The organism is Clostridium sp. AF34-10BH (assembly GCF_003478095.1).
Classification (GTDB): Bacteria; Bacillota; Clostridia; order Lachnospirales; family Lachnospiraceae; genus Acetatifactor; species Acetatifactor acetigignens.
The window spans coordinates 1-1,050 of sequence record NZ_QUEC01000072.1; the positions used below are offsets into that span (position 1 = coordinate 1).

At 54.5% G+C, this 1,050-nt stretch carries 1 pseudogene; it reads right to left on the reverse strand.

Annotated elements, in window-relative coordinates:
• Window positions 1–1,050, reverse strand: a pseudogene (locus DWZ61_RS19385) (RHS repeat protein); the annotation flags it as partial.

The following is a 1,050-nucleotide window of genomic DNA, read 5'->3' on the forward strand; positions in this document are numbered from 1 at the left end:
ACAAAGCTGGTTCTCCTGCCGTTTTCCAGCAGTTCAAAACGCAGGCCTTCCGCATCGTAGCGGTTCTCCTGCACGCTGCCGGTTTCGGTTTCCACCCTTGTCTGCTGGTGGCGGCTGTTATAGGAGAACAGGCGGATCCCGGCTGCATTTTTCTCCTCTATTATACCGCCCTGACGGTCATAAGAAAACTGTTTTCTATCGGCAGGGCTTTCTTCTGCAATTAGCTGGTTCTTCTCATTATAAAGATAGCGGATTTCTCCCTGTACATCCGTCTTCCGGATTCTGTTTCCGGCTTTGTCATAGGCATAGCAAACAGAAGCGCCGTTCCGCCGCTCTTCCAGAAGCTGTCCCCGGACATCATAATTGTAGGAGATATCCAGCGCATTATTCCCTGTGGTGATTTCGGAAGTGATGCCGCCCAGAGCTGCCTGTGTGCCTGTCTTCGCCGTGCGGTTTCCGTTGCCGTCATACCGGTATGCAAAGGAGAGCAGGACATTTTCACCCGCTCTGGTTTCCAGCGTGCGGACGTTTCCGTCCCCGTCATAGGTATAGGCGGTCTTCACGCCATTGCCGTAACGGATATCGCAGATGCGGTTCAGGGCATCGTAGCCGTAGCGCACTTCCAGTCCGTCATCATTAAAGATGCGGCTTCGTCTGCCCAGAATGTCATACTCATACCGGGTGCAGACTCCCGCGGGATCCCTGATCTCCGTGATCTGCCCTGCCCTGTCATGGGTATAGGAAACTAAGCGTTTCCCGTTGGAACGCTTTTCTTTCAGGTTACCATATGCATCGTAGATGTATTCATAGGACTTTCCGTCGCAGACAGCACGGGTCACCCGGCCCAGGCTGTCATAGTGCCAGGTGCTGATGTTGGTATGTTTTCCCTCTGCATCGGACGCCTTCTCATACACAGGCTGTCCGAATACGTTGCAGGCGCGCTGCAGCTGTCTTCCGTCCCGGTCGATATGCAGGGACAGGTTGCCCTCCTCGTCATACCGGAAGGTCTCTGTGAATCCCAGCTGATCCGTCCGCTCGCTGACCTTGCCG